Below are 20,355 nucleotides of genomic sequence, written 5' to 3' on the forward strand. Positions count from 1 at the left end.
GGGCGGGTTTCCCCGCCCCAAAGAACATCCACACCCACTAACAGATACCCGAGAAGCTACTTTCTGTTCTCTTACACAAACTTCTTGACGCTACCAATATACAGTCGATGGAAGCTTAAATCAGTGGGACTTTAATACACTATACCGCTTTAGCTTAGGTCAAGAAACAAAAAGTGAGCCTAAAAGTTATGAGGAGTACGGAAATTGGGTGGCTGGTCCATTAAATAACATGGCTTTTTTCCAAAAAGGTTCACAGCTCACATGGGTTCAAATGAACAATAATCGCAACACAATTTTCAACGGGCCGGACAGTCCTGCTCTTAGCGTTCAATGGTTTGGTAAGGGGATTTACGCTGGTTATGAGAATGGCTACTTCTATATTATAAATGCAGAAACAGGAAAAGCACTCGGCAAAATAAAGACAGGAGCACGACAATATGGCAAACCTTTCACTGCGAATGGGATTCTTTACATCCAGACGGAGCAGGATCTATTCGCTATTGCTCTGCCAAAAGAATTAAAATAGAGGTGATTCCCCCTCATCTCAGTCCGAATAAATCGAACCCTTTAGATTGGATGAACGAAGATCCTTTTTTTAAGAAAAAGTTATCCTTAAAGTCGCTTGAAGAGCAATGGAAGCTGGATCCAAGTCAGATCAATGGCTATGTTGAAAAAATAATCAGAGAATCTACCGCGGCTACTTCTTCTTCATTGACGGATGAAACCTCGATTCACACATAATTATCTGATTACTAAAATTCGTATTCCCAGTAATTCACCCCGAAAGTAATTGGGCACCAATCAACCGAACAAGGCTCATTACAATTCAGAATGCTAAAAATGTCAGCAGGTAAATTTAGAGATATAGATATCCGTTATTTATAAAAAAATCCTTAAAATCCCTCCTTTTCGCTCGTCCAAGTGGCGATCTCTCCTCAAAAAAACGTCTTAAAACTAAAACAGCATATAATTTAAGTTATGCGCTGTTTTTTTAGGGCATTTTTCGCCCTTATTTATCCTTTATTTCATCTGCAATTACAAAGGAATTTATAAGCTTCATTCTCCGAACTTTAAGGTTCCCTCGCTCATAAGATAGGGTATCAATCGCAAAGGTGGGCTATTTATGTCCAAAAACAAGCGCGGCAAAGCACTTTGGCGTATGCCATCCCGAGGCAGAGGAACATGTCTGATCTGCGGCAGCACTCGTATTAAGCTTTTGTATATCGGAAAAGGACTTTCAGGCGAAAAGGTTAACGTGTGTAAGAAATGCGAGGGTAAACAAGTAACTAACAATAACTGAACAAAATTGTTCAGAGGTTCCAGTCATCATATATTACAAGGCGAACGGATTACTAAAAAAGTGCAATCCTGTCATCGAGCCTCGATGAAAACGAATCACACTTTGCTTAGTAATCCTCCACTTCAAAAACTATAGGAGTTCTATAATTCTATACGATACCGTCTTTCTTCACTTGATAAACTGAATCCAACAGATTCATAAAGATGCAATGCAGAATCATTATCTGTTAACACCATTAAATAAGCTTCTTCAAGTCCATGTGTTCTGAAATAGCTTAACGCTTGAGAAAGCATGTACCTAGCAATTCCAAATCTTCTCCACGGCTCTAGTACAAAAACATTTTCAATATACCCACTTTTCTCTTCCTGCCATACCATCAAGCTGCCTACAACCCTCTCCCCTTCTCGAACAACCAAAGAATTCCAAAGCAGATTTTGCTTAAACTGAGATAGTCGTTCTTTCCCGAGTGGGGTTTCATGCCAAACCTCTGCTTCCAATTCTAAATAAAGTTCTTCTTCTTGTGGGGTCTCCATCATCCAAGTTGCAAATTCAAATCTCTCATTTAGTTCAGGTACGGAGAAAGTATCATTAAGATTATGATTCATTTTAAATAAGCTATTGTACTGACAGAAGCCCTTTTCTTTTTCAAAAAACTTCGTGTTCGCGATCTCCGATGCGTTATTCCCCACACATAGCGTCGTTTTATACTCTGCTGGTAAAGTTTCCTTTAATTCTAGTGCTCTCAAGAGGAGCGTTTGATACATGCTCTCTAATAAATCATAGTCTTCTTCTCGTTCAGGTATTGTTTTCAAATTCAAATAGATCGAATGTCTGCTTTCCTTTGAACGCCCAGTCGGCACAATATTTATGATCTCTACTTGACCTTTGGCAATCATTTTCCCATTTTCAAAGGCGCAGTACACATTCTTCCAGTTTTCCTCATCACCAACCCACCAAAAAACAGCATTTCCCCGCGAAGTAACCGAGTTATATAACTCACCCAGTAATGGCATGTCCCCTTGTTCAAAATGACGAATCATTATTCCCTCTGATGAAAGAATGGTTGATTTTGTCAAAACAAAACCCCTTTTCAAATAAATTTTGGCATACATTAAGGGTAGCACATCTCTTCCAATTTCACTTGTTAATGAATAGTTATAATTAATTCTTATATACTGTAACATTATTCGAATGAACCCTGTCTTACTTACATAGGGGGACTGCATGATGAAGAGACGATTTTTAATAGGTATTTCTATATTTTCAGTGGGTATTGTGATAGCTTTAGGGATCGGTACGATATCAAATATCCTAACTCCATTTAAGAGTTTCTTGCTCACTGTAGATAATCAGTCGGATAATGATATTAGCTCTATTGAAATAGGTTTAGTCCATACGGATTCCAAGGAATTATTTATAAGTCCCATCAGGAAAGGACAAACGAAAAAGTTTAAGCCTACACTGAGCTTAAGTGGTGAAGGTTCTATATACCTAAAGTATACTGACGCAAAAGGACGATCCACCCAAGAAACTGTATGCGGTTATACAGAGTATCTATCTGGTTATTCAACTGTCACGATTACTAATAAGGGCACAACTATTGTTCAGCAATGTAATTAAATCCGTTTCTTATATTTTCAAAAAAAGAGGATGTAAACCCTATTAGGTTCACCTCCTCTAATCATTTATGTAGCTTGCGATTATACCTCTTAACCAGAAACTCTCGAAATCATATAATAGTCGTAGAAAGACACCAGTGCATTGCCCTCAATTTTTGAATAACCACTATTTAATAGTGCAGTAATTCTTTGCTTAGCGGCAGGAATGGCCTTGGTAATCATCGCATCAACCCCAAAACAATCATAGAACTCCTTCTCAATCATAGAGAGGATCTCTGTAAGAACCCCTTCATTCTCCAATCTCGAGATCAGATCAAGCCTTAGAACACCAATCACTCCTACCCCTTCAACACTCTCATTTCTCGCAAAAAATTCAATAGTGCCAACAGCCTTATCACTATCTTTCTCTACAATACTAAATCGAACGTAACTATGCCCTGCATATTCATCCAGCCAGAATCGTATACAGCCACTCATCTCTTCTATCATTTGAAAGTTAAAATCGTTAGTACAGTTATCGCTATTGAAGAGCGGGATAGAAGCAGCGTCAGAATAACATTCTAGTAGGTCCTCTGCGTCTTCCTCTTGAACCAATCTATAGATTAAACGCTCACTCTCAAACACCGGACATACCTGATACGGATTAATGATGGACATCTCAAAACCTCCATTATAATAGCTATGCTCATTATAATGGAGGTTACAGAACAATAGTATGATACTACTTATAGAAGATTTAATTGCCAGGTCACACCAAAACGATCCGCTACCCAGCCAAATTTCGGACTAAACGGATAGCTTCCAAGAGGCATTAGGACCTGTCCACCTTGCGCTAATGATTCGTAGACCCGATCAATTTCAGCTTCACCCTCACAATTCACATATAAGGATATCGCTGGAGTAAAGGTAAAGCCGTGCTGAACATAACTATCTATACACATAAATACTTGTCCATGTAAAGAAAAGGAGGCCTGCATTACACTCCCTTCAGGTCCTGCTTCGTTCGCTCCATAGCGCTTAATGCTAATAACTTCGGAATCATCAAACAAGGACGTATAGAAATTCATAGCTTCTTCTGCCTTACCCTCGAACATTAGAAAAGTCATGATCTTTTGATTCGTTTCCTTCATCATTGTCCAGCTCCTTATTGTGATTTAAAGTAGATCAGTTCATATCATTAACGCTTTCGTATACTTTCAAACGGGCATACACGGTTTCGAGAACCGGATACGCGCCTTGACCTGGAACAGCCATAGCCAGAAGTGCCCCATGCAGATGGTCCGCTTCTACAGGTAGTAGCTTATGCATATCCCGATGCATGGATGAAGTAAATTCAGGTAACACAGAACGCATCTTTCCCATCGTGGAAGCTATATTTTCCGGTCCCACAGGCATTCCAGCATTCTGAGCCAAGCTAACAATCTCTTGAAGAAGCTGCTCATAGATTGCACGTGCTTTTGGGGAAGCAAAAATAGGCCCAACAGAGCTATCCATTAAAGTGGTAATCCCACTTAGACTAGCTACAAATATATATTTCTGCCACACTTCGCGCTGAATGGCAGAACTTAATGATACAGTGAAGCCAGCATGATCCAAATGACTCAGCAGCAATCTTGTTCGTTCTGACTCACCGCCTGCCCATTCACCAAACACAATACTATGAAACGAACTGCTTTGAACGATAGTACCTGCTGAATCTAGAGTTGTTTCTATATAACAAAGACCACCCAGTACATGTTCTGGGCCAAAACGCTTCTGCAAAATGCTAAATTGATCATAACCATTGAGGAGCGGGAGGATCAGTGTATGTTCACCGACGTAGGGTTCAATGTCATTCATCACCTGAGGCAAATGGTATGCCTTGACCGCTATAATAATGCAGTCGAAAAGCTCTGCTTCTTCCCTATTAGAAATCGTTCGTACAGAAGTCTGAAAATCCCCATGAACACTTTTTACAATCAAACCGTCCGCTTCTAACTGAATCTGTTTGGCATTTCGGACGAGAAATGTAACATCTTCTCCTTTTTGAACTAGACGACCTCCGAAATATCCACCTATAGCTCCTGCACCCACGATAAGAAAACGCATAATAGTCTCCCCTTCTTTTCCCTTAATTTAAACAAACAAAAAGACCTTTTAGCTATCTGCTAAACAGGTCCGAAAGGCAAAAAAGAGTCAAGTACCGACCGTTCTTTTGTCTCGGTCCTTACGGATCTGAGCAAAATCCAACGAGTTCACCTCCATGGCTACAAGTTAATTAATATTCATTTTTATTAAAACCTATTAGAGCACCATTCGATAATTTATCGATACAGCCTCCCTGGAAAGTATAGCAAAAGAAAACATTCCTGTACAAGCATATTTAGGTAACTCTCCTTAAAGACTAGTAGTTTTGATCCATAGTTTTGAGATATCCAGAAATCCGAATGAACTGGTGTGAAGTCCAAACAAGCTTTGATTTAGCTGCGCTTTTTTATTCATATGACAACCATATAACACCCAATAGTTGTCCCTAAGCACACCTTCTGCCTGATCCAGCAGCTTGATTCTCTCTTCCTTTGGGGATTGCGTGAAATCGGTAAGTACATCTGAGAATAACAAGATCTGTTCATCTCTCAGCAGAGAAAAAAGATAATTAAGTTTATTATTAAAGTAGTTAACCATTCCCCACTGCCAATCATCTTCAAGAACCTCTTCAGCAAGGAGGATTTCGGCAGTGTTCTTTATATCTGCAGAGTTAAACTCGTTGAATAAATACAGCTCAATATGCAGTCCTACGGAAGCAGCTCGTGCTTGAAGCCACAGGGCTTCTTCCCGCTCTTCTTTTTTATCTTTTGTAGCTAATCTTAAGGTCTCCCCCTGGTATCCACTTGCCACTAGAAGCTCTCTCGCGTGTTCCAGGGTAGGCTCAATAATACTTCGCTTACTGCTCTCCCAAGGTAAAAAGCTATCAGCAGGGGTACTACGGTTCCCTCCTAACTCCTTAATTAAGGCTTCTCGGCTGTAAAGGATTCGTATAGCCTGCCGGAATAGTTGGTGTTGATGAATTCCGTCTTTATGGAAATTGAACAAGAGATATCGGCATCCCAAGGCAGGGTAGTCAATACTGTGGTTACAGATGATATTAGGTAATAAACCTTCCTGAGCAGATTCAGGGAGTTCATACAATCGTTCATTTGAAGCTTGTTCTGGCAAATACCAGATTTCCACACGATCTAGTAGCGGGCGTATACCGTAATAATAGTCAAATGCCGCGAGAACTAGTACATCTTCATTAAGATCTAGTAAACGATAGGGCCCTGTTCCACTCACTTCTTTTACAAGATCTACGTCATGAGGAAGAATCGACATATGAATACAACTGAACATATGGAGAAAAAAGAGATTCGGACGAGACAGCTCAAACCTGATTCTGTGATCTCCTTCTATCTCTACTCGCTCAATATCTTTGTACAAGCTCAACGCCGGACTGTTCAAATCTATAAGTCGCTGAAAGGTTTCTTTGACATCTCTTGAAGTCATAATCTTACCATGATGGAAACGTACACCTTTACGGAGATAAAAAATATAACTTGTGCTGTCTTCATTGGTTTCCCACATATGAGCCAATCCGGGAAGAAAGGTATCACTTGCCGCATCATAGGTAACTAATGTGCTATAAATTTGTCCGAGTAAATAGGATTCAAACGCGGTATATACATAAGCTGGATCCAGCACTTCCATATGCCGGTTTCGTGTAATTCGTAACACATCCAAGCCTGATGTCGACTCCGTTTCACTACGGAAGCCCATCTGCTTATTTAACACCATTAATAACCGTTCCTTTAATGTGTCGCTAACCTGGCCACGACTTAATAACTCTATAGCTTCCTTAAGCTTCCCCTTATTAACCAGTTCCTGAAAGCTGTCCTCCAGCACCTCTTCAATCGTTCGTAGAAAAGTTAGCTGCGAGATATTTCCACGCCCTCTTCCAGGCTGCCAGTGTATAAAACCCTGCTCTTCAAGTTTTCGCAGAATAAACTTTACGTTACGAGGAGTGCAGCACAGAATAGAAGCTAGTCTATCTATGGTCACAGGATTACCTTCCCCTATATCTATTGAGGATGGGATGGCTATTGCTAAACATAAAAAATGATTACTAAAATGGTCCACGATCGCTCACTCCTTTAAAGGTGAAACACTGTAAGTAAATCTTACACTTTTACTTCCCCCTTTTATCATTATAATTATACATATATCGTTAATGAATATGCAGTACTAAATTATAGCTATCAGATTAGGAGACCTTTTCAATTATGAACCAGCATCTTAGGCATATTCACCCATTAGCTTGGACTATCATCGTCGGTACGATGTTCGGACGTTTGGTAACTTCAATGAGCATTCCATTCTTATCCATCTATTTAACCCAAGTCCTTGGAGCCACCCCCACACAAACGGGGATTACGGTAGCCGTCAGCTCTTTGGCGGGCGTAATGGCCAGCTTCTACGGAGGATATATCTCGGATATTGTAGGCCGCAAAATTGTCATGTTAATCTCCGTATTTGGCTGGGCAGCAGTATTCTTCGGATTCTCAGTTGCCCAACATCTGTGGGTATTTTTCCTGGTCAATACGTTGAACGGATTATGCAGATCTGTGTTTGAGCCCACCTCACGGGCACTTTTATCTGACATAACACCAGCTGAAAGTAAGCTGCTAGTATTCAATCTTAGATACGCTGCGATTAACCTTGGTGTTGTCTTTGGTCCGATTATTGGAGTACAGCTCGGTTCTGCTGAATCTACGTTTCCTTTTATGATCGCTGGTATTGTATATGTTGCATATGGGCTTGTGTTATTCGTACAATTCAAATTGCATCGCTCAACCATGGAGGGTCATACGCAAGCCGAACCACCACGTTTACTTGAAGCCTTGGCAACAACCGGTAGAGACCGTGTATTCTTGCCAGTTCTACTCGGTACTATCTTTTGTGTACTTGGATACGGACATTTTGGTTCAACTATGGCGCAATATTTAGCAATGAACACCCATTTCACAAATGGTGGGCAATTATTCTCCTATATGTTGTCACTCAATGCCATCACGGTATTAGTGGTGCAATATCCTATTGTACGTACGGCTAGCAAATTCTCACCGATTATTCCATTGATTCTCGGAAATATCTGCGTTGCTATTAGTCTTCTCTTAGTAGGTTTAGCCGAAGGTGTAGCCCTGCTTATGTTCAGTGTGATCCTGTTTACTATAGGGGAAGTTCTGCTCTTTACGATGATGGATATGTTAATCGATCGGATTGCGAAGCCAGAAATGAAAGGTACGTACTTTGGAACGATTGGCTTTAATAATTTGGGGAGTGTAATCGCGCCTATCCTCGGCGGAGTGTTGTTGGATCATTATGGAGCTCAGAACGGATTTACGATCTTCCTGCCACTCGCTTTAACCACGGCTATAGGTCTTCCATTTCTATTCGTAGCGCACAAGAGGCTTACTGCTAGAGAAAAGTTATCGCATGGTGATGAGACCAACACGGTTAATGGATAATTTAGTATTTCTGGTCTCTAAAGGTTTTTTATGGACTCAATATTTTCAGAGTAAATACCTAAATCGCCCGCTACTTTTAAGAATAAAGATGATATTAATTGGATCTCACCAAATAATTGATCTACATCTCCTTCTTTTTGTGATCATCATCATTTAAGTAGGTTAATACCTTACCTATGCCAGTCTACAACTTTATTTTCTGAGTTTATCAAGACATAAATTTAAGAAAGATAGATATATTAAAGGGTTTCACATATTAGTCATGACTAATATGTGAAACCCTTTATGTTCAACTATCGTGTCCCGTTAGTTGAACAAGTACGCTTTCTTTTATTACACAATATCTTCGTACTGCGCAACAATCGCTATGATTCTTGATGAAAAACATGTATTAAGCTAACTGGCAGGATTGTAATGATTGGCTAGCGAAATGTTAGTAAAGAAAGTATGGAGAAGTATGAGACGTGTTCGAAGAGTCGTACTGTTACCTCCTGCATTTTTAGGCATGGTTTGCAGGGTATACTAAAAATAATCCCACTATAATTAATATTGAAAGGGGGATCGAATATGGATTGGCTTGATAGATTTAATGCTGCTGTAGATTATATTGAAAACAATCTAGATAATAAAATTGAATATTCCTCGGTTGCTCAAGCAGCTTGCTGCTCTGAGTTTCACTTTTCAAGGATGTTTTCATCATTATTAGGAATATCTCTTTCAGAATATATTCGTCGTAGACGCCTTACCAAAGCAGCCTTTGATATTCAAACAAGTAATGCCAAAATCATTGATATTGCTTTGAAATATGGGTATGACTCATCTGATGCTTTTACAAGGGCGTTCAAGAAGCTTCACAGTGTCACGCCCAATTCAGTCAGAGATACAGGTGTGCAGTTAAAAGCCTATCCTCGAATCTCCTTTCAAATTACAATTAAAGGGGATGTAGAATTGGCATATCGAATTGAAAGAATGGATACTGAATTGCGTTTTGTAGGAAAACGTCAAAGTGTAAAAACATCTCGTGCATTTAAGGAGATTCCCGCTTTGTGGAGAAAATCCAATAAGGATGGCTTCAAACAAGCTTTGATTGACATGTCATGGGTAAAACCTAAATGCAAGCTGGAGAGCTTAGTCGGCATTTGCGGCAAAGAGGCGGCTATCACTAATGAGGTATTCGATTACTTTATGGGAGTACGATATGACACTGAAACACCTTCCGATATGGAGGAAATTAGAATTGCCCCAAGCACATATGCTGTATTCCCTAATGTTATTGATGCTTGGAAAAGGTTATATTCAGAATGGCTTCCTACGTCCGGATACGAGCTTGCAAACCAACCTTGTATTGAGCATTTTTTAGGACCAGGACATAAGATAAAACATGAACTGTGGGTACCAATCATCGAAAAGTGAATAGACTCTATAATTATTGAAGTAACGGGGAACGTTAGTTCAACAAAACAGTGACAGCCTATGACTCTATTATCTCGTTCAGAGCTGCCGTCGATTAAAATTTTTGGGCAACATTCCCCCCATTAATGCGCCGTTTGCGTCAAATGGGACATAAAACCTCCACTTATCTTGTTCAACTAAACTGCCCGTTCGTATTATGAGATCAACCAGTTCTTTCTGGTTGATCCTTTTTTCATTTGCTTTAAGAATTAAGGTAGCCGGGTCGAACGTACCTGCCCGTGGGACTTGATCCCGAGCGCTATAATGTTCACCCTTACTTGTCATGACCATGATTGAGGCTGGTTGGGACCTGAGGTCCCGTATAACAAGCGATGCTATGGAGCGACAAGAGGAAATCACAGGGGCTGCCGGTAAATCTAAATTAGGAAGGTGCATCGAATGAATCCAGTGATTGGTCTGGATATTTCAAAAATGAAAGCCATGGACAAGCCTTTTTAGAGCGAGGTAAACCGTACAGAGGGACGTTTAAATTCGAACATACCCGAGAAGGGCTGACGAAGCTACTTCAAGCTGTTCAGGATGTTGAACATGTTTCTGGACTACGTCCTATGCTACTTCTCGAAGCAACTGGGCTTTACCAGAGTCCCGTTGTTCAGTTCTTAGAGCAGCATCATTATTTGTATATTGTCATTAATCCGCTCATCTCAAATCGGCTTAGAAAGTCCAACCTTCGAAAGGTGAAGACAGATGCTGCTGATGCCTATCTGTTGGGAGAGTTGTACTACAAAGAAGAATTTGAGCCCTTTAAAAAAAAGAGATGTTCAACTGCTTAATCTGCGTTATCTAACGAGACAATATGAGTCTCTTACAAAGATGTGTGTACAGACTAAACTGCAATTTCAAACTGTTCTTGATCAAGTTTCCCCTACGTACAAAGGTGTTTTCGGGGACATCTATTCTAACATTTCACTTCGATTTTTAAATGAGTTTCCAACTTCAAATTTGGTATTGCAATCGGACGAAAAAATGCTAAAGTCCAAATTCACAGAACTACTTTCCTCAAGACGAGGGCGGTCAGAGAATTGGATCTGTGTGCGAGTTACGCGTCTATTAAACGCGGCAAAACAAAATCCTTTTCAGCAGACTATGTACTCTAGTCACTTGGTTAACCTGAGAGTTTTGATTTCGCTCATTCTTCAGTACCAAGAGCATCTATCTCGATTGGAAGAGAACATAGATGCTCTCGCTGAAGAAATGCAAGAATATGATTTAATCCAGTCGATTCCCGGTATTGGTCCTAAAATTGCTGCAACCATTTAAAATATATTTACATATTATACCGTATATAATCTTATGTATAGAAATTATTGAGCTAATTTACCCAAGAACTGAACATGCAACCCATTATGGAATATTACATTATCCTGCCCGTTAGTTGAATAGGGCGGCAACATACATTCTTTCAAATCCTCTGATAAACCTCCGCATATGAAAAATCAAGTTGTTCTCGTAATTTTTTATTATCATCTTCGAGCTTCTTCATCTTACGTTTTAGCGAAGCAATGATGGCGTCCTTATTGTTTTCATCCATTTCTCGCTTGATTTGTTTTGGTGTTGGCACTTGAGCTTGCTGCTGACGAAGCGATTCAATGCGTCCACGTATCTCAGGATTATTATAGAGAGTTGCTTTGCTTACGCCAGCATCCGTTGCCACACTATTAAAATTGATGCTCTCTTTGGCTTTTACAAGCCGCCTAATCGACTCATCCACTCTTTGTATGGTCTTCAAGATTAACCCATGGGTTATTAAATTCGAATCGAATATTTCTATTTGATCGATTTTGTCTCGTTGATCCCGAAAGTTAGCTATTGAACCAATTACATCTATACTCCAAGTATTTTCAGTCATGAAATAGAGGTTCTCTATTTTGTGAAACGATACGGTCCCATCATCATGAACTAATCGCTCTTGATAGCTGGAGATCTCTTGTTCAAGCCGATTATTATTCAACCTATCCGCTTTCATATGTTTTTTATTCTGTAACATCACTGTCAGTTACCTCCTTTGATTGTATATTGCCAAGCTGAAATGCATGTTGAGCTTTCTCCCAATTCTCACGTATATCTTCTTCCGATGGATGGACATACATGTTCATAGTTGTTTGAATATTTGCATACCCTAATCGTTCTTGCACTTGCTTGATGTCTTTCGTTTGACGGTAGTATATTGTTGCATGCGTGTGCCGCAGCAAGTGAGGGTGGATGTGCATCCCTGTTTTCTTACACAGTACTTTAAATAAGGCGCGAACATCACGGTCATTCATCGGTTGTCCAACACGGTTTCCCCGCAGTTTAACAAATACGAAACTCGTATCGATATCATGATCTTCAATCACGTTTTATAGGTAGTCGTCGTATAAATCCATAAGTCCCTGCGAAACATACAATTCCCGTTCACCTGTCTTACCAGTTTACCTACATATCGTTTTGGTCTCTTGAATACGGAAAAAGTAATCATATAGGCTTGTTACCACTGTGATTATAAGATTCACTGATTTTTCTGTTCTTTTCGCTTCAATCTGTTGTAATGGGGTAACTTTTCCACTTTCAAACGGATTACGCAACCAACCTACAAAGTCAGCAAGATCCTTAACTCCTACTTCTTTGTAATCTATCTTCCGCTCTTCAAGATAAGTGAAATACTGTTTTAATGCATAGCAATAAGTCTTCAGTGTATTGTTGCTTTTACCTGTCTGATCCAGGTATTTTAAATACTTCATCACAGGAACAACTGGAACACCTACCGCATCCAACAGCAAATATCTCTTTTTATTTTCATTAAGAATTACTTCTTGTACTCTCACAACAACACCCTCAACGAAAGCTTTTATCCTCAATATATTAAATAATTTATACTAAGATTTAAAGCCTAAGTTAATATTTCTATTAAACAAAAAATAGAGGAGATTAGTTCATATAATGAACTAACCCTCCTCTATTTACGTTACTACAATTAATCGAGTCTAATACTTTATTTTCTTCTGACACTCCGACGACACAAACCCTGTAAGCCTGTCCACGTATAACGGAGGATGGATTTAAATCTCTTCAATGCAAAAGAACGAGAAAAAATCTAATATAATCTCACATGAAAATAAGCCCACTACGCCTTTACCGGCATTGTGGGCTTCACTGCTTAATCTTATTTGTAAATTGAAGTATCCAGCGGAATAATGAACCCGCCGTCAACAGCTTGTGTCACATTTATTGCGATGTTCTTTACTCCAGAAATATCTACCTCAATCGTCTGGAGATCACTATTAGGCGAGATCTTCTCTACTTTTTTAAGGAGCATATTCTTGTCATTATCCCTAATTTCAAGAGACTCCACTTCCTTGCCGACTGCAGCGAATTGCAGAACAAGCTTCTGATATTTGCCGTTAGGGCTGAGCGCGGTATATTTAATATTGGAATTAGGTGCGCTGTACAGAACTTCCTTATAATTCTTGCCACCGTATTTGGTCAGTGCAGGGTCCTTGGTATGCAGACTGGTGTTGAAATCCTCCTGGTTCACGGGAACGCCTGCCTGCTGTTCGCCAATAATCACCTCTTTGGCTGTTCCGTCATAATTCACCGGAACATCCAGCAGCTCAGAAACAGATCGTACCGGAAGATACGTAGTTCCATTATAAGTGATGGGAAGCACCACTTTGCCATTGCCATCTTTGAGAGGGGTAATCTCCCCGTTCACTCTGATTTTTAAATCTCCGTTTAACAACGCTTTAATTTCTTGGAGATGCGAGCTCGCGAAAGCACCTGTGCCCATGCCCACTAAAAGTATCATGGTACCGCATAAAGTCGTAACAAGCTTCTTCTTCATTTCTGTTTTCCTCCTCTTGGGATTTCTTCAAATCCAGAAAATCCGGAAACAACGGTTATTTGAGAGATATTCTCTCTGAAAGATGACGCTACATGTGGGATAGTCTCAGCATTTTTGGAGTTGAAGATTTTACCACATTATATCATAAAGCCCAATGCTTCTTTTCTATTTTTCCCTTATTCTGCATAAATTGAATTTATCAGTACAACGTATACAGATTGTCTATCGATTCAGATAAGATATGATAAGTAATCCAACTCGAATTATTAACGTGTCCACTTACTCAACGTAGCCACATTGGATGTTGAGATCCTCCACTTTACTAGATGTTAAAATAAACCTTTGATTTGCAGCCCATCTCTTTTGGGCCACTACAATGATGTGACCGTGCATCAAAAAGAATCAGGAGCTGACGTTATTTATCTTGTTATTTAACCGGTATTCGAGTGCCATTTATAATTATTGCTTTAACTTTGGTAATATCTAAAGGCGCTTTCGTATCCCAACTTGAATTGAAGGTATGTTTATCAGGGTTTTGGCTTCCTCCACCACCTTCCAATGGGATAATACCGTCTACTGTTTCAATTTCAAGTAGCATATCACTGACCATGAAATTCTCACCTTTATAGGTACCGATTACTTGTAATCCTAAAGGACTGAGGGTTATATATTCAAAAAGATGACCTTCAACTGAAATATCATTTTTCCAAGTACGTAATTTGGCAGTAGTATCACTTGAATTTGCCGCCACCTTCCAGTTGCCTTCAACCCCAGAATAAACGGAACCAGTATAATAAAGAGTGTATTTACTAAGATTTTCGCAGCTTACAGGAAATACAAATTCTTCATATTTATACTTAGCGTCATCATAATCGTTTTTTTCAAGATCAAGAAGGTTATTTTTCTTATCACTGAGAAATACCAAACTATAATCATTGGAGATTAAATTACCGTCTGGACCCTTTAGAGAAAGCATGGCATCACTAGGACCAAACTCTTTGTTAAAAATTTTCCCTGTCTGCACATGCAATTTTCCATCTATAATACCGATATTTGAAACCCATTGATCTTTTTCACCATGGGGCATGGAAGCATAATCGTCTGGCATAAGTGCCTCTATTAATGAACTGAAGTCACTTGGTAGATTACTCCCCCCAAAAATCTGTGCTTTTTCAATAGGAATGGTTTCTACATCTTCAATTCCTGTAAGGGATACGGAAATGGGTTCGTCTTCATAGGCTTTTTCGTTAAAATAAATAAGGAAACTGCCAAGCTCCAACGGATCTGTTAATGGTGTGTCTGGATCAGCCGTTATATTAAACTCATAATAAATGGTATTCGTATCTTTATTAAAATTAAGCATTTTTTGTTTCCATGACATGCGGGCTGATAAAACTTCGTCTCTACTTTTGGCTCCCTCGTTTGTTGGTGAATGTATTTTTACAGTGAATCCGTCTCTAAAATCAGTTTGTTCCGTTAATCGGTTTTGACCTGTTCTATCCTGAAGAGATAGGTATATAATCGCTCTATTATCATATTTCTGTGCACCGATAACCTCCATGCGAATTCCTTCGTCCTCACTATAGACTCCTACTGGTTCAACAATCTTACCAAAATCAGGATTAAATCTCTTTATGAACCAATCAAAGTCCCCTAAAGATGAAGCAGCTGCACTAGTAACTAATACGAACGATATCGCAATAGCTGCAATTGTTGACCTTGTCCACCGTTTGCGGTGTCTAGCAGGCATGTCAGTACTACCTTCATACAATCGGCTTTTAACCTGTTCTGCAAGTTTACTTGAATCAACCGTAATTTGGGAAAACATTTCATGTATATGTTTTTCGTCCATATCAAATTTGTCCATAATTAGACTCCTTTCTACCATATGCAATATTAAAATATTTAACTATTTTATCTTTGGCCCGTTGATATTGTTTGCGTAATGCAACTGGAGAACTTCCTGTAAGCTGAGATAGTTCCTCGTAACTCTGCCCATCCATAATCCGCCCATATAACAAGGCACGTTCCATAGGTTTAAGCTTCTGTAACGCACGAAGCATCTCATCACTCAAACCTTTATCTTTCTCTGGTAAAACTACTTCACTGCGAATATCATGAAAATAATGGATCTTACGCTTTTTTAGTTGATTTAAGCAGCGATTATATGTAATTTTGTACAACCATGCGGATAGGTTATTGCCATCAAAAATATTCCGATTTTGATAGGCTGAAAGAAAGACTTCTTGTACAATATTTTCTGCTTCATGATAATCACATAGAATCGCCGTTGCATAGCGAAGGAGTTTTTCACCATAGAGATTGATTATCTCTTCCAGTTCATCTTCTCCGCCATTAACAAACCTTCTTCCAATATCTATTTCCTCCATAAGCTCACCTCCTTTTATTTATCAGTCGACAGCACCCCTATAACATTTCAAAGAGCTGTTTTGTGACATAATTTTTAATTTATCCGATATTTTGAAAGTGGATAATACAAGTCGATTGTCACCACCAAGGGATAGCCAGCCCATTTCGGGTACACTAAAAATAGCCAACCCTTTGATGGTAAAGGGGTTAGCTATTAAGTTTGAATGTTGATTTATTAACATATTGAACATTTTGTTAAACTAATAGATTTTCCCTTCCGTTTGCTTTCTATATAATGCAGCCCTTGACACATTTGTAATTTCACAAATGCAGATGCAAACCCACATTACGGTACTGGAAAAGGAGCTACTATCTATCGATTTACGAGTGATCAATTCTCTTCTTACTACACAAATATTATTCATACTAAATCAAGGGATGCAATTCATGTTTTGGATGGTTTACTGCACCATGAGACGGATCTAAACATAGAAGATCATTATCAAAATTATTTACAATAGATAAAGCAAGTGAGTAACCAAAATTAGAAGCATTTTTACGTGGATAAATAAATACAAAGGTCATTGAAGAAAAAAGAGACATTAGTTAACATATTTTTAATTATGTAAACTTAATGACTGAGCTATTTACATTTTTAAGGAGCGGGACCGTTTCATTGCAGACTCTGCGATAAAACGGTCCCTTTTCAAACGAGATTATGATAATTATAAATCCCCTGTAGCAAATTCACCTGAGCCTTCACATATTGTCTCAGTTTCAAAGGTTCCACAATCTCGGATTGACCAAGTATCCCCCAAACATTTGTACATGCACTATCATAGCTAAACATATTTACAGTAAGGGTTATTTGATCTCCTTCTTCTACCCTGTTCATGATCTCCAGTCCGTGTATAGAAGCCTCTCGGCTCTTATTCGTTCTAATCAATACCGGATATATCTCTTCCTCTTTACAAGTTTGCTTAAATTCCCTCTCCTGCTGCTTCCAGTGCCCTTCTAAAGAGAAGTCCTGAGGGATAGCATACTCTTCGTCTATACGCTGCGTAGAGGCGATTCGCTCACATTTAAACGTACGAATTTGTTCGACTTCTTCACAGTAGGCTATAAGATACCACTCTTCTTTTTTCACAACTAGACCATAGGGCAGTATTTTCCTGATCGAAATGACTCCATTAATCTTGTGGTATTCAATCTGTAGTTTCTTGGATCTCCAAACAGCAGTTCGAATCGATTCCAGACATGGAATCTCTAAGCGTTCTGTCCACCAAGGCGTATCATCAAAATAAAAACGTCTTTGTGCCTTCTGGATATCATTTTGATAGGAAGCGGGTAATGATTTTTCTAATTTCAAGAGGGTTGCCTTTAGCTTTAATCCGGAATCTGTATGTCCACTAGTATGAATCCCCATTCCTGTTAGAAATAGATTGATTACATCTTCCCCATGAAGCTGATTTAGGTTAACAGTATACCCCTCCATCAAGGAGATGCCACCATTCGGTCCCGGCGTGGATAACAGTGGTATTCCAGCTTCAGCAAGTACGTCAATGTCTCTATAGATAGAACGTACGGAAGTTTCCAAGGCTTCAGCTAAGTCATTGGCCTTCATCTTCCCTCTTGATTCCACTAATAATAAAATCGCTATCAAACGATGCAAGCGCATGGGGAGCCTCCAAGTTTTTCTTTTTTATAGTATACATCATAATTCTTGCCAAGCTGTTGTCAACAATAGAAGGTTATGATTAGTTCATTACATTAAAGGAGCTGATACACATGAATATAGGCATATTGGGAACTGGATTCGGAGCTTATCATGCGCAGTTATGGACGGCGATGGATCGAGTAGACAAAGTAATTATCTTTGGTCGGAACGAAGCTAAGCTGCAGAAGCTAAAACAAGCTTTAGGCGTTGAGATAACTACTCATATTGACGATATTATGCTCGATTCCACCATCGATGTAATTGACATCTGTTTGCCCTCTAATTTACATAGGCAATATGCTGTCGATGCGCTTATGCATGGGAAACATGTATTCTGTGAGACACCCGTTTGCTTCAACCTAGAAGATGCCCTTGCGATGAAAGAAGCCGAACAATTGTATGATTCGCGAATTCTCGTCAACCAGTTTATTAAATTCGATCCTGCGTTCAAATATCTTTATGAAACGACTCATAATGAGAAATATGGAAAGCTTTTATCTCTCACCTTAAAAAGAGAAACGCCTCCCTTGTGGGGTGACCTCGGTCTACACGCTATCGCTACAAAGCTTATGATTCACGAATTGGATTTTGTGACCTGGATGCTGGGGTCTATAGAACCGAACTTCGTTTGGGGAACTGATGGTGGTAAAAGTGATCAAGCCATAGTACGCGCTGTTTTTCAACAATCTAATAGGTACGCAGAGATCATTGTGTCTTCACAGATGCCGGCCACTTATCCTTTTTCGGTAGGTTATGAGGCATATTTTGAACAGGGTAAACTTGTCTATCAAGAGAGTGACAACATGAATGGAGCTGTTGAAAGCTCATTAATTGAATATACCGCTGCAGGTAAACTAGATCTTTTGTTAGAACCAGCTAATCCCTATCAAAAAAGTTTGGAGTATGCACTCCAATGTCTAATCGAGGATAGTTCATCAATAATTGAGTTAGATAATGCCATACAAGCTATAGAACTAGCTATTTGTATTGAAAAAAATCTTGTATAAATGTATGAGGAAGTGTAGTACCCTTTTTCCAGTGGTTTTGTTAATAGGGTGATTATGTGTTGCAGTGTAGATGTATAGTGCATAAGGTATGATCAGGATTTTGATTTTTCTATTGTGAATTTTTCATATGATGAAATCACAGAATTATATTTATAAGTACGCACTCTCTGAACTTATAATGATTGCTATCAGAGATAAGAATTAGTTAACATAATCATACTTATGTTAACTAATTCTAGGGAGTCTATTTTCCACACTCATTCACCGCTTCATTATCGCAAGTGCAAAACGCTCTATCGTCTCTTTCGATAATCCATTTACACTCTTGTTTTTCCCTTTTACCACTCGCAGAACCATTCGATCTAATACAGTCATCTTCTCTTCGTAAATCTCATCTCCGAACACTTCTTTTGTAACTGATTGGTTATACAACCCCTCTGGAAATGAAGATTTCAATTCCTGTGTGGCTTGCTCCCCCTTCGCTCCTGCACAAATAAACAATCCAACGCGCTTCTTACCTAATTCATTTTGATATTTTGAAGCAAATTCCATCATTTGTTTTTGTATTTTCCCAAAATAAATAGATCCACCTAAGATGACAATATCATATGGCTCTAGTGTAGGTTCTTTGGCATGCATTAAATTAACTACTTCAGTCTCATCGCCCAACTGATGTTTCAATAAGTAGGCAGCTTTCTCTGTACAACCATATTTAGAAGTATACACAATGATAGTCTTCATTCTAATCGCTACCTCCCTACTCTCTGATCTTCCTACTGTGTTAAAGGCTCATGTATATCCCTGTTGCTATTGAAACCATTGAATTCAAATAACAAGAAATCAGTGCTTCGACCTGTTCTTCAGGCAAATCCTTTTCCACAATCAAACGCATAATTAATCCGAACGCAGCGCTCCATATCACTTGAGCAGTAAGCTCTATTGAAGAGTCTTTATGGAGTTCTTTCGATTCGAACCTAGATAGACATTGACAGAGCATACCAATCGCTTTACGCTCCTGTGCAGCTCCCTTAAATAAAACAGCTGTGTAACTAAGGACAGCCGGTGTATCGTTCAGCATTACATTACGGTATTCTACACTTGTGGACAGGGTCATCCTGATCCATTGCTCAAGTGATTGTCTCAAAAGCATCTCTGGTGGCAGCTCATGCTCTGCCTTTCGTTGTACAGACTGAAGCCCGTCAACCATATCTGTATATTTCTGTTGCAAATATCTCACTACAATTTCATCTTTCCCCTGAAAGTAATGATAAATAATTCCTGGAGAATACTCGATTCTCTCTGCAATTTTGCGGATGGATAGTTTGTCAATACCCTCCTCAGATATCAACGAAGCCGCAGCCTGTAATATCCTTTTCTTCATTTCCTCACGTTCACGCAATTGCCGTTGTTCTTTAGTCATCTTGACGTCTCCTTATAATTTGAACATCGTTTAATCATTGAACACTGTAAATATATTATGGTATACAGTTATTTTCTATATAGTAAGTC

The 20,355-nt window shown here is 39.1% G+C and carries 18 protein-coding genes and 3 pseudogenes; 8 read left to right on the forward strand and 13 right to left on the reverse strand.

From position 1 onward, the window contains the following. Window positions 1–208: 208 nt before the first annotated feature. Window positions 209–526 carry a PQQ-binding-like beta-propeller repeat protein gene (locus tag M2444_RS16845; protein ID WP_280787535.1) on the forward strand — a complete coding sequence of 106 codons (318 nt, stop codon included), beginning with the start codon at window positions 209–211 and terminating at the stop codon, window positions 524–526. Between the two features lie 597 nt (window positions 527–1,123). Next, window positions 1,124–1,300, forward strand: a complete 177-nt coding sequence (locus M2444_RS16850) for a hypothetical protein (RefSeq protein ID WP_179283588.1) — start codon at window positions 1,124–1,126, stop codon at window positions 1,298–1,300. Between the two features lie 140 nt (window positions 1,301–1,440). Here M2444_RS16850 and M2444_RS16855 read toward each other — a convergent pair whose 3' ends face one another. After that, window positions 1,441–2,412 (reverse strand): GNAT family N-acetyltransferase, encoded by a 972-nt coding sequence (locus tag M2444_RS16855; RefSeq protein ID WP_280787536.1) that lies wholly within the window; start codon window positions 2,410–2,412, stop codon window positions 1,441–1,443. Between the two features lie 112 nt (window positions 2,413–2,524). Here M2444_RS16855 and M2444_RS16860 point away from each other — a divergent pair, with 112 nt between their 5' ends. After that, a complete protein-coding gene (locus M2444_RS16860) occupies window positions 2,525–2,920 on the forward strand; it encodes a hypothetical protein (protein ID WP_280787537.1) in 396 nt (131 codons plus the stop codon). An 89-nt stretch (window positions 2,921–3,009) separates the two neighbouring features. Here M2444_RS16860 and M2444_RS16865 read toward each other — a convergent pair whose 3' ends face one another. From M2444_RS16865 to M2444_RS16880, 4 genes are all read right to left on the reverse strand, one after another. Further along, window positions 3,010–3,576, reverse strand: a complete 567-nt coding sequence (locus M2444_RS16865) for a GNAT family N-acetyltransferase (RefSeq protein ID WP_280787538.1) — start codon at window positions 3,574–3,576, stop codon at window positions 3,010–3,012. 68 nt (window positions 3,577–3,644) lie between these two features. Continuing rightward, window positions 3,645–4,049 carry a VOC family protein gene (locus M2444_RS16870; RefSeq protein WP_094875819.1) on the reverse strand — a complete coding sequence of 135 codons (405 nt, stop codon included), beginning with the start codon at window positions 4,047–4,049 and terminating at the stop codon, window positions 3,645–3,647. A 34-nt stretch (window positions 4,050–4,083) separates the two neighbouring features. Continuing rightward, window positions 4,084–5,007 (reverse strand): ketopantoate reductase family protein, encoded by a 924-nt coding sequence (locus M2444_RS16875; protein ID WP_280787539.1) that lies wholly within the window; start codon window positions 5,005–5,007, stop codon window positions 4,084–4,086. Between the two features lie 288 nt (window positions 5,008–5,295). After that, on the reverse strand, window positions 5,296–7,071 hold the full coding sequence (locus M2444_RS16880; protein ID WP_280787540.1) for an ABC transporter substrate-binding protein: 1,776 nt from the start codon (window positions 7,069–7,071) through the stop codon (window positions 5,296–5,298). A gap of 143 nt (window positions 7,072–7,214) precedes the next feature. On the opposite strand from M2444_RS16880, the gene M2444_RS16885 reads away from it, so the two are divergent. From M2444_RS16885 to M2444_RS33575, 3 genes and pseudogenes are all read left to right on the forward strand, one after another. Beyond that, a complete protein-coding gene (locus tag M2444_RS16885) occupies window positions 7,215–8,459 on the forward strand; it encodes an MDR family MFS transporter (RefSeq protein ID WP_280787541.1) in 1,245 nt (414 codons plus the stop codon). 567 nt (window positions 8,460–9,026) lie between these two features. Beyond that, window positions 9,027–9,872, forward strand: a complete 846-nt coding sequence (locus tag M2444_RS16890; RefSeq protein ID WP_280787542.1) for an AraC family transcriptional regulator — start codon at window positions 9,027–9,029, stop codon at window positions 9,870–9,872. Window positions 9,873–10,310: 438 nt separating this feature from the next. Beyond that, window positions 10,311–11,189 (forward strand): annotated as a pseudogene (locus M2444_RS33575) (IS110 family transposase); the annotation flags it as partial. Window positions 11,190–11,334: 145 nt separating this feature from the next. Here the strand turns inward: M2444_RS33575 and M2444_RS16905 are convergent. The 5 genes and pseudogenes from M2444_RS16905 to M2444_RS16925 all read right to left on the reverse strand — a co-directional run bounded on the left by M2444_RS16905 (window position 11,335) and on the right by M2444_RS16925 (window position 16,142). Further along, window positions 11,335–11,742 carry a DUF6262 family protein gene (locus M2444_RS16905; protein WP_481857507.1) on the reverse strand — a complete coding sequence of 136 codons (408 nt, stop codon included), beginning with the start codon at window positions 11,740–11,742 and terminating at the stop codon, window positions 11,335–11,337. 163 nt (window positions 11,743–11,905) lie between these two features. After that, window positions 11,906–12,736, reverse strand: a pseudogene (locus M2444_RS16910) (tyrosine-type recombinase/integrase). Window positions 12,737–13,074: 338 nt separating this feature from the next. Then, window positions 13,075–13,752, reverse strand: a complete 678-nt coding sequence (locus tag M2444_RS16915) for a stalk domain-containing protein (RefSeq protein ID WP_280787543.1) — start codon at window positions 13,750–13,752, stop codon at window positions 13,075–13,077. Window positions 13,753–14,179: 427 nt separating this feature from the next. Next, complete coding sequence (locus M2444_RS16920) at window positions 14,180–15,619, reverse strand: hypothetical protein (RefSeq protein ID WP_280787544.1); 1,440 nt, start codon at window positions 15,617–15,619, stop codon at window positions 14,180–14,182. Beyond that, window positions 15,606–16,142, reverse strand: a complete 537-nt coding sequence (locus tag M2444_RS16925) for an RNA polymerase sigma factor (RefSeq protein WP_280787545.1) — start codon at window positions 16,140–16,142, stop codon at window positions 15,606–15,608. Before M2444_RS16925 ends, M2444_RS16920 begins: the two co-directional genes overlap by 14 nt. A gap of 306 nt (window positions 16,143–16,448) precedes the next feature. On the opposite strand from M2444_RS16925, the pseudogene M2444_RS33580 reads away from it, so the two are divergent. After that, window positions 16,449–16,657 (forward strand): annotated as a pseudogene (locus tag M2444_RS33580) (Tn3 family transposase); the annotation flags it as partial. 171 nt (window positions 16,658–16,828) lie between these two features. On the opposite strand, the gene M2444_RS16935 reads toward M2444_RS33580, so the two are convergent. Beyond that, complete coding sequence (locus M2444_RS16935) at window positions 16,829–17,800, reverse strand: helix-turn-helix transcriptional regulator (RefSeq protein ID WP_280787546.1); 972 nt, start codon at window positions 17,798–17,800, stop codon at window positions 16,829–16,831. Window positions 17,801–17,910: 110 nt separating this feature from the next. Here M2444_RS16935 and M2444_RS16940 point away from each other — a divergent pair, with 110 nt between their 5' ends. Further along, the gene (locus M2444_RS16940) at window positions 17,911–18,846 is read left to right on the forward strand and encodes a Gfo/Idh/MocA family protein (protein ID WP_094878200.1); all 936 of its coding nucleotides are present in this window, start codon (window positions 17,911–17,913) and stop codon (window positions 18,844–18,846) included. 261 nt (window positions 18,847–19,107) lie between these two features. On the opposite strand, the gene M2444_RS16945 is transcribed toward M2444_RS16940, so the two are convergent. Then, window positions 19,108–19,587, reverse strand: coding sequence for a flavodoxin domain-containing protein (locus M2444_RS16945; protein WP_094869149.1), 480 nt, complete (start codon window positions 19,585–19,587; stop codon window positions 19,108–19,110). Window positions 19,588–19,627: 40 nt separating this feature from the next. Then, on the reverse strand, window positions 19,628–20,266 hold the full coding sequence (locus M2444_RS16950) for a TetR/AcrR family transcriptional regulator (protein ID WP_094878199.1): 639 nt from the start codon (window positions 20,264–20,266) through the stop codon (window positions 19,628–19,630). Between the last annotated feature and the right edge of the window lie 89 nt (window positions 20,267–20,355).

The organism is Paenibacillus sp. PastF-3 (genome assembly GCF_029893135.1).
Classification (GTDB): Bacteria; Bacillota; Bacilli; order Paenibacillales; family Paenibacillaceae; genus Paenibacillus_AQ; species Paenibacillus_AQ nitricinens.

What these genes read in the sequence shown, in the direction of transcription:
- M2444_RS16850 (WP_179283588.1), top strand. Translation starts at nt 1,124, where the DNA reads ATGTCCAAAAACAAGCGCGGCAAAGCACTTTGGCGTATGCCATCCCGA.
- M2444_RS16855 (WP_280787536.1), bottom strand. Translation starts at nt 2,412, where the DNA reads ATGTATGCCAAAATTTATTTGAAAAGGGGTTTTGTTTTGACAAAATCA.
- M2444_RS16860 (WP_280787537.1), top strand. Translation starts at nt 2,525, where the DNA reads ATGATGAAGAGACGATTTTTAATAGGTATTTCTATATTTTCAGTGGGT.
- M2444_RS16865 (WP_280787538.1), bottom strand. Translation starts at nt 3,576, where the DNA reads ATGTCCATCATTAATCCGTATCAGGTATGTCCGGTGTTTGAGAGTGAG.
- M2444_RS16870 (WP_094875819.1), bottom strand. Translation starts at nt 4,049, where the DNA reads ATGAAGGAAACGAATCAAAAGATCATGACTTTTCTAATGTTCGAGGGT.
- M2444_RS16875 (WP_280787539.1), bottom strand. Translation starts at nt 5,007, where the DNA reads ATGCGTTTTCTTATCGTGGGTGCAGGAGCTATAGGTGGATATTTCGGA.
- M2444_RS16885 (WP_280787541.1), top strand. Translation starts at nt 7,215, where the DNA reads ATGAACCAGCATCTTAGGCATATTCACCCATTAGCTTGGACTATCATC.
- M2444_RS16890 (WP_280787542.1), top strand. Translation starts at nt 9,027, where the DNA reads ATGGATTGGCTTGATAGATTTAATGCTGCTGTAGATTATATTGAAAAC.
- M2444_RS16915 (WP_280787543.1), bottom strand. Translation starts at nt 13,752, where the DNA reads ATGAAGAAGAAGCTTGTTACGACTTTATGCGGTACCATGATACTTTTA.
- M2444_RS16920 (WP_280787544.1), bottom strand. Translation starts at nt 15,619, where the DNA reads ATGGACAAATTTGATATGGACGAAAAACATATACATGAAATGTTTTCC.
- M2444_RS16925 (WP_280787545.1), bottom strand. Translation starts at nt 16,142, where the DNA reads ATGGAGGAAATAGATATTGGAAGAAGGTTTGTTAATGGCGGAGAAGAT.
- M2444_RS16935 (WP_280787546.1), bottom strand. Translation starts at nt 17,800, where the DNA reads ATGCGCTTGCATCGTTTGATAGCGATTTTATTATTAGTGGAATCAAGA.
- M2444_RS16940 (WP_094878200.1), top strand. Translation starts at nt 17,911, where the DNA reads ATGAATATAGGCATATTGGGAACTGGATTCGGAGCTTATCATGCGCAG.
- M2444_RS16945 (WP_094869149.1), bottom strand. Translation starts at nt 19,587, where the DNA reads ATGAAGACTATCATTGTGTATACTTCTAAATATGGTTGTACAGAGAAA.
- M2444_RS16950 (WP_094878199.1), bottom strand. Translation starts at nt 20,266, where the DNA reads ATGACTAAAGAACAACGGCAATTGCGTGAACGTGAGGAAATGAAGAAA.